The 7371-nt window shown below is 65.7% G+C and carries 4 protein-coding genes; 1 reads left to right on the top strand and 3 read right to left on the bottom strand.

Annotated elements, in window-relative coordinates:
* The first annotated feature begins 177 nt into the window (after positions 1–177).
* Positions 178–1515, top strand: coding sequence for an MFS transporter (locus NP534_RS24520; RefSeq protein WP_274100427.1), 1338 nt, complete (start codon positions 178–180; stop codon positions 1513–1515).
* 32 nt (positions 1516–1547) lie between these two features.
* Here the strand turns inward: NP534_RS24520 and NP534_RS24515 are convergent, their stop codons facing one another.
* Genes NP534_RS24515 through NP534_RS24505 form a run of 3 tightly spaced genes read right to left on the bottom strand, consistent with a single transcriptional unit; the run spans position 1548 to position 7158 of the window.
* Positions 1548–4694, bottom strand: a complete 3147-nt coding sequence (locus NP534_RS24515) for a CusA/CzcA family heavy metal efflux RND transporter (protein WP_274100426.1) — start codon at positions 4692–4694, stop codon at positions 1548–1550.
* 16 nt (positions 4695–4710) lie between these two features.
* The gene (locus NP534_RS24510) at positions 4711–5910 is read right to left on the bottom strand and encodes an efflux RND transporter periplasmic adaptor subunit (RefSeq protein WP_274100425.1); all 1200 of its coding nucleotides are present in this window, start codon (positions 5908–5910) and stop codon (positions 4711–4713) included.
* Between the two features lie 30 nt (positions 5911–5940).
* Complete coding sequence (locus NP534_RS24505) at positions 5941–7158, bottom strand: TolC family protein (RefSeq protein WP_274100428.1); 1218 nt, start codon at positions 7156–7158, stop codon at positions 5941–5943.
* Positions 7159–7371: the final 213 nt, after the last annotated feature.

Genomic DNA, 7371 nt, shown 5'->3' with positions numbered 1-7371 from the left:
CAGCCCTTTCGCGACGCAAGGCCGCTCCTACAGAACGGTTGAAACAGGTATCCCGATGTCGCCCTCGACGAAGCACCCGCAGGCGCTCGCCGCTCTACTGGACAGCACAACAATGATGACGCGGCCCGACCGTGTCACGTTCATTCAGGCTGCCAATGGAAACCGGAGAGCATCCGCATGTCCACACCTCATGAGGTATCCCCCGCCACCCTGCGCCGGGTGATCGCCGCCTCGGCCATCGGCAACTTCGTCGAGTGGTTCGACTTCGCCGTCTATGGCTTTCTCGCAACCCTTATCGCCAGCCAGTTCTTCGCCAGTGAAGATGCCAGCGTGGCCTTGCTCAAGACCTTCGCCGTGTTTGCCGTGGCGTTTGCCCTGCGCCCGCTGGGCGGGGTCGTGTTCGGCGCGCTGGGCGACCGCCTTGGGCGCAAGCGCATTCTGTCGCTGACCATCTTGTTGATGGCCGGCTCCACCACCTTGATCGGTTTGCTGCCGACCTATGCCAGCATTGGCCTGGCGGCCCCCGTCCTGCTAACCCTGGCCCGTTGCCTGCAAGGCTTCTCGGCAGGCGGCGAGTACGCCGGTGCCTGCGCCTACCTGATGGAACATGCGCCCAACGACAAGCGCGCGTTCTACGGCAGCTTCGTGCCGGTCTCGACCTTTTCCGCCTTTGCCTGCGCGGCGGTGATCGCCTATGGCCTGGAAGCCAGCCTGACGGCCGAGGCCATGAGCAGCTGGGGCTGGCGCGTGCCATTCCTGATCGCCGCCCCGCTGGGGTTGGTGGGCCTGTACCTGCGCTGGCGCATGGAGGAAACCCCGGCGTTCCGCGAAGCCGTGGCACAGGGCAAAGAACATGAGCATTCACCGCTCAAGGAGACCCTGCGCAACCATGGCCGGGCCATCCGCAACCTGGGGGCGTTCATCTCGCTGACGGCGCTGTCGTTCTATATGTTCACCACCTACTTTGCCACCTACCTGCAGCTGGTCGGCAACCTGACCCGCGCCCAGTCGCTGCTGGTAACCACCGTGGCCTTGCTGTTCGCCGCCGTCGGCTGCCCGCTGGCTGGGGCGTTTTCCGACCGGGTGGGGCGGCGCAAGACCATTGGCTTTACCTGCCTGTGGGTGATGATCTGCGTGTTCCCTGCGTATTGGCTGGCCAGTTCCGGTTCGCTGTTCGGGGCGCTGCTGGGGGTGATTCTGCTGGCGGTGGGTGCGCTGTGCAGTGGCGTGGTGACCGCGGCATTACTGTCGGAAAGCTTCCCGACGCGGACCCGGTACACCGCCTCGGCGATCACCTACAACGTCGCGTATACGCTGTTTGGCGGCACTGCGCCATTGGTCGCTACTTGGTTGATCGGGCAGACCGGCAGCAGCCTGGCACCGGCATTCTACCTGGTGGTGATTGCACTGGTGGCGCTGGTGGGCGGGTTGGCGCTGCCGGAGACGTCGCGGATTTCACTGCATGATGAGGCAGGCGTCGACGGCGTGCAGGGTGCAGCGCGTAGTCACGTTTGAGCTTGTGGGGCCGCCTCGCGGCCCCGGCATTCTCAGCCTTCTTGCTCCTCATCGCGCCGATACGCCCACTGGTATAACGCCGGTAGCACCAGCAACGTCAATGCCGTCGACGACAGGATCCCGCCAATCACCACGGTCGCCAGCGGCCGCTGCACTTCTGCCCCGGTCCCGGTCGCCAACGCCATCGGAATGAACCCCAGCGATGCCACCAGCGCGGTCATCAGCACCGGCCGCAAGCGCGTCAGCGCGCCCTCTTCGACCGCCGTGCGCAAGGTGCGCCCTTCCTCGCGCAGGCTGCGGATAAAGGCGATCATCACCAGGCCATTGAGCACCGCCACCCCCGACAGGGCGATAAAGCCCACCCCGGCCGAAATGGACATCGGGATATCCCGCAGCCACAACGCCAGTACCCCCCCGGTCAAAGCAAACGGGATACCAGTGAACACCAGCAAGCCATCCTTGAGGTTGTTGAACATCATCAGCAGCAGCGCCAGCACCAGCAGCAAAGCCACCGGCACCACTACCTGCAGGCGCTCGGCCGCCGACTGCAACTGCTCGAACTGGCCACCCCAGCGCGTCCAGTAACCGGGCGGGATCTGCACCTGCTCGATCAGGGCCTGTTCGGCCTGGCGCACAAACGATCCAAGGTCGCGCCCGCGCACGTTGGCACTGACCACCACCACGCGCTTGCCATCCTCACGGCTGACCTGGTTCGGCCCCAGCTGCAGGTTCAGTGACGCCACCTGCGACAGCGGGATGAAGCCGATCTGGGCAGCACCGGCTGCGCTGCTGGCCGGTACCGGAATCAACAGGCCGGAAAGCCCGTCGACATCGGTGCGCAAGGCCTCGGACAGCCGCACCACCATGTCGAAACGCCGGTCGCCCTCATACAACGTGCCGGCCGTGCGCCCGCCCACGGCAATGGCGATGGCGTCCTGCACGTCGCCCACGTTCAGGCCATACCGGGCAGCCTTGTCGCGGTCGATGTCAATGGTCAGCACCGGCAAGCCCGTGGTCTGCTCGACCTTCACCTCAGAAGCACCTGGTACGTTCTGCAGGCTGCTGGCGACCTCTGCGGCGGTACGGTTGAGCACGTCCATGTCATCGCCGAAAATCTTCACCGCCACATCACTGCGCACGCCCGAAATCAGTTCGTTGAAGCGCAACTGGATCGGTTGCGACAGCTCGTAGTTGCTGCCCGGCACACTGGCGGCGGCGCGCTGCACCTCGGCAATCAATGCTTCACGCGATTTACCCGGGTCTGCCCATTGCGCATGCGGGCGCAACATGACGTAGGCATCGGAGATGTTCGGCGGCATCGGGTCGGAGGCGATTTCGGCGGTACCGGTACGGGCAAACACGCGCTCCACCTCCGGGACCTGGGCAATGATCGCCCGTTCCAGGCGCTGCTGCATGTCCACCGACTGCGTCAGGCTGGTGCCTGGCACACGCAGGGCTTGCAGGGCGAAGTCGCCCTCGCTGAGGCTGGGGATGAACTCGCTGCCCATGCGGCTGGCCATCACCCCGGACAACAGCACCAGCACCGCCGCCGCACTGAACGCCAGCTTGCGGCGGCCCAGCACCCAGCCAAGCACCGGAGCATAGCGCTGGCGCGCAGAGCGCATGACCAGGCCTTCTTCTTCCTTGACCTTGCCGGTCACGAACAGCGCAATTGCTGCGGGCACGAAGGTCACCGAAAGGATCATCGCGCCCAGCAGGGCAATGACCACGGTGAAGGCCATGGGGTGGAACATCTTGCCTTCGACCCCGGTCAGGGCAAAGATCGGCAGGTACACCACCATGATGATCAACTGCCCGTAGATCAGCGGGCGGCGTGCTTCACGGGCGGCGGCGAACACCTCGTGGAAGCGCTCGGCCCGGGTCAGCATGCGGCCATGGCGTTGCTGCGCGTGGGCCAGGCGGCGAATGGCGTTTTCGACGATCACTACCGCGCCATCGACGATGATGCCGAAGTCCAGCGCGCCAAGGCTCATGAGGTTGGCGCTGACCTTGTTGCTGAACATGCCGGTGAAGGTGAACAGCATCGACAACGGGATGACCATGGCGGTAATCAGCGCGGCGCGGATGTTGCCCAGGAACAGAAACAGCACGGCGATGACCAGGATCGCGCCTTCGATGAGGTTTTTCTTCACCGTGGCGATGGCTTTTTCGACCAGGTTGGTACGGTCATACACGGTGACCGCGACTACCCCCTTGGGCAGGTTGCGGTTGATATCGACCAATTTGGCCGCCACCGCCTGGGAGACCGTGCGGCTGTTCTCGCCGATCAGCATGAACACCGTGCCCAGTACCACCTCCCGGCCATTTTCGGTCGCGGCCCCGGAGCGCAGCTCTTGGCCCAGCCCAACCTGCGCGACATGGCTGACGCGTATGGGGGTGCCATCGACGCTGGAAATGACGATGTTGGCGATGTCCTCGGCGGAGTCCACCTGGCCCGGTGCGCGAATCAGCAACTGCTCGCCATTGCGCTCGATATACCCAGCACCGACGTTGGCGTTGTTGCGCTCCAGCGCCGCGATCAGGTCATTGAGGGTGAGTTTGTAGGCGGCCAGGCGCTTGGGCTCGGGCGCGATCAGGTACTGCTTGGCATGGCCACCGATGCTGTTGACCTCGGCCACCCCGGGCACGTTGCGCAACTGCGGCTTGATGATCCAGTCCTGGATGACGCGCAGATCGGTCTGGGTGTAGGGCGTACCGTCGTCCTTGAGCGCGCCCTCCTCGGCCTCCACGGTCCACAGGAAGATCTCCCCCAGCCCGGTGGAAATCGGCCCCATGCCCGCCTCGATGCCCTCGGGCAACTGCTCCCGCGCCACTTGCAGGCGCTCATTGACCAGTTGCCGGGCGAAGAACAGGTCGGTGCCGTCAGCGAAGATCACCGTGACCTGGGACAATCCCGAACGTGACAACGAACGGGTCTGCTTCAGGCCAGGCAGGCCGGCCATGGCCGTCTCGATGGCGAAGGTGATGCGCTGCTCGGTCTCAAGCGGTGAGTAGCCGGGCGCGGCGGTATTGATCTGCACCTGGACGTTGGTGATGTCCGGGACTGCATCGATCGGCAGTTGCTGGTAGCTGTGGATGCCCACTGCGGCCATCAACAGCACGGCAAGCATCACCACCAGGCGCTGCTCGATGGCGAATTGGATCAGGCGTTCGAACATGGATGCGTTCCCGGTTTCAATGGCTGTGCTCGGCAGAACCTTTGCCAAGCTCCGACTTGAGGACGAAGCTGCCGGCGGTGGCAACCTGGGTGCCTGCCGCCAGCCCGGCGGTGACTTCCACCTGGCCTGCGTCGCGGCGGCCGGTCTGCACCGGGCGCGCTTCGAAGCCTTGCTCGGTGCGGACAAACACCACGGTCTGCGCCTCCCATGTCTGCAGAGCGCTTTGCGGCACCACCACCGCGGCGGCGGCGCGCTCGACGCTGACCGCGATGTTCACGAACAGCCCAGGGCGCCAGGCGCCATTGGGGTTGGCCAGGGTGGCACGCACGGTGGCGGCGCGGTTCTGCTCACCGAGCAGGCTGCCGACATAGTTGACCTTGCCCTCGACCTCGGCCCCCAGGTCCGGTGCACTGACCGTGACGCTGCGGCCGGTGACCACTCTGTTCAAATCGCGCGGGGCCACGGCGAACGTCGCCCAGACACGGCTGAGGTCGGACAAGGTGAACGCATTGCTGGTCTCGTCGACCACCTCGCCCACGGTCAGGTGCTTTTCCACCACCACCGCATCGAAGGGGGCACGCAATTCATAGCGGTTACCGGCGCCGGCCGGGCCGACTGCCGCGACCTTCTGCCGGGCGTTTGCCAAGGCGATTTCCGCCTCTTGCAACGCCTGGCGAGCCTGCAAGTAATCCTGTTCGGCACTGATGCGTTCCTGCCACAGCTGTTGTTCACGCTGGAAGGTCAGGCGCGCCAGCTCCAGGCGGCGCTGCGCGGCCTGTTGTTCGCTGCGCAGGTCGGAAATCTGCTGGCTGGCGATCACCGCCAGCACCTGGCCGCGCTTCACCGCCTGGCCAAGGTCGGCCTGCACCGACTCCACCACGCCAGGCACACGGGGCACGACGTGGGCGGTGCGGTCTTCATCGAAGCGAATTTCACCCGGGAAGTTGATGGCGGTGCCCAGCTCACGAGGGCCGGCCGCCGCCAACTGCACGCCGGCTGCCTTGATCTGGGCGTCGGACAGGTGCAGTTGGCCCGCCTCGTCTTCGTGATCTTCGCCGGCCTGTTCATCAGCGTGGCCGTGGCTGTCTTCGCCATGCCCGTCGTGTTGGGCTTCGCCGCTGCTGGCCTGGCCGAGGTTGCCGGTCCAGGCCAGGCCACCGAGACCAAGCACGGCCAAGGCGACAGCCAGCATGGCAATCTTGCGTGGGTTATCCATTGTTGCTCCTGCTGTTGGATTTTTTGCGAATCACAAATTGCCTTCGAGGTCGCCATAGACCCGCTCGAGCTGGGCCCGCGCATCGGTCGCCGCGGCCAATGCATCCAGGTACAACCCGCGCGCCTCGATCAACGTGCGCTGGGCATCGAGCACATCGAGGAAGGCGAACTTGCCCATCTCGAAGCCGCGGGTGGCGGTGTCCACCGCCTGCTGCGCCGAGGGCAGGATGGTGCGGTCGTAGGCCTGCACCTCCTGCATGGCCGTGGCCCACTGGCTGAGGGCGCTGCGGGTTTCACTGCGCAAGCGCAGCTCGACGGCGTTGCGCAGGTCACGTGCCTGGTCGGCCCGGCGCGCAGCCACCAGCACGTTGCCCTGGTTGCGGTCGAATAACGGCAGCGGCATGGACAGCCCGACCACATTGACCCGCTCGCGGTCCTCGCGGCTGTACTGGCTGCCAAGACTGACGGTGAGGTTGGGGATGCGTTGGGCCTTTTCCGAACCCAGCGACGCTTCGCCGCGTTCGACCTGCGCCGCTGCCAGGCGCCACTCGGCGGTTTGCTCGACCTTGTCGAGCAGGGCCTCGGCCGTGGGCGCGGCACCCGGCGACAGGTTGGCTGCCTGCAGGTGGTCGAAGGTCGCCAGCGGGCTACCAGTCAGCCGCGCCAAGGCCTGGTAGGCGACGCTGCGCTGCGAGGCGGCGCGGCGTACCTCAGATTGTGCCTGGGCCAGCTGCACCTGGGCGCGCGTGGCCTCCACCGGCGAAGCCTGGCCGGCCGTAACACGCCCTTGCACCACACGCAGGCCACGCTCGGTCAGCGCCTGCGACTGCTGCGCGAGTTCCAGCGCCGTTTGCGCACGCAGCGCCGTGTGAAAGGCCTGTACCACATCGGCGCGCAAGCCATTGCGCTGTCGCTCCAGCTCAAGCTGGGCGATGGCCTGGCCGGTGGTGGCCACGGCGACGCGCGCCCCGCGCTTGCCACCCAGTTCAAATGGCTGGCTCAGGGTGATGGTGGTAGTGCGGGTATCGCGGCGAGTGTCCTCGGCCTCCCAGGACAGCTCCGGGTTGGGCAGCAAATCCGCCTGGCGCCGCTCGCCTTCGGCGACACCCACTTCACGGCCGGCGGCGGCGAGTTCCGGGTTTTGCGCAAAAGCGGCGGCCAGCGCTTCAGGCAGGCTCAGGCCGGCACTGGCCTGGGCAGTGCCGATGGCCGCCAATAGCAGGCTGAGCAAGGCGATCTTGCGGGGGATGGCATGGGTGCGGGGCACGAAACAGGTCCTCGTCGGCGAGCGTTGGCGAGGGACTGTAGGGTGGCGTGCTTATCGGGGTGGTGGCGGCAACATTACAATTCTGTCATCCGGAGAATGCCGGCCATGGCGCAAAACGTCCGGTTATCGCCCACTATCCGGCTGCAGCGGCTCCATGCAATTGACGAAACTAACCAGGTGGTACAAATATAAGCA

The organism is Pseudomonas sp. 39004, assembly GCF_028682155.1.
GTDB classification, from domain to species: domain Bacteria; phylum Pseudomonadota; class Gammaproteobacteria; order Pseudomonadales; family Pseudomonadaceae; genus Aquipseudomonas; species Aquipseudomonas capeferrum.
The sequence above is the reverse complement of the archived record's forward strand: the minus strand, read 5'-3'. Positions and strand labels throughout refer to the sequence as shown.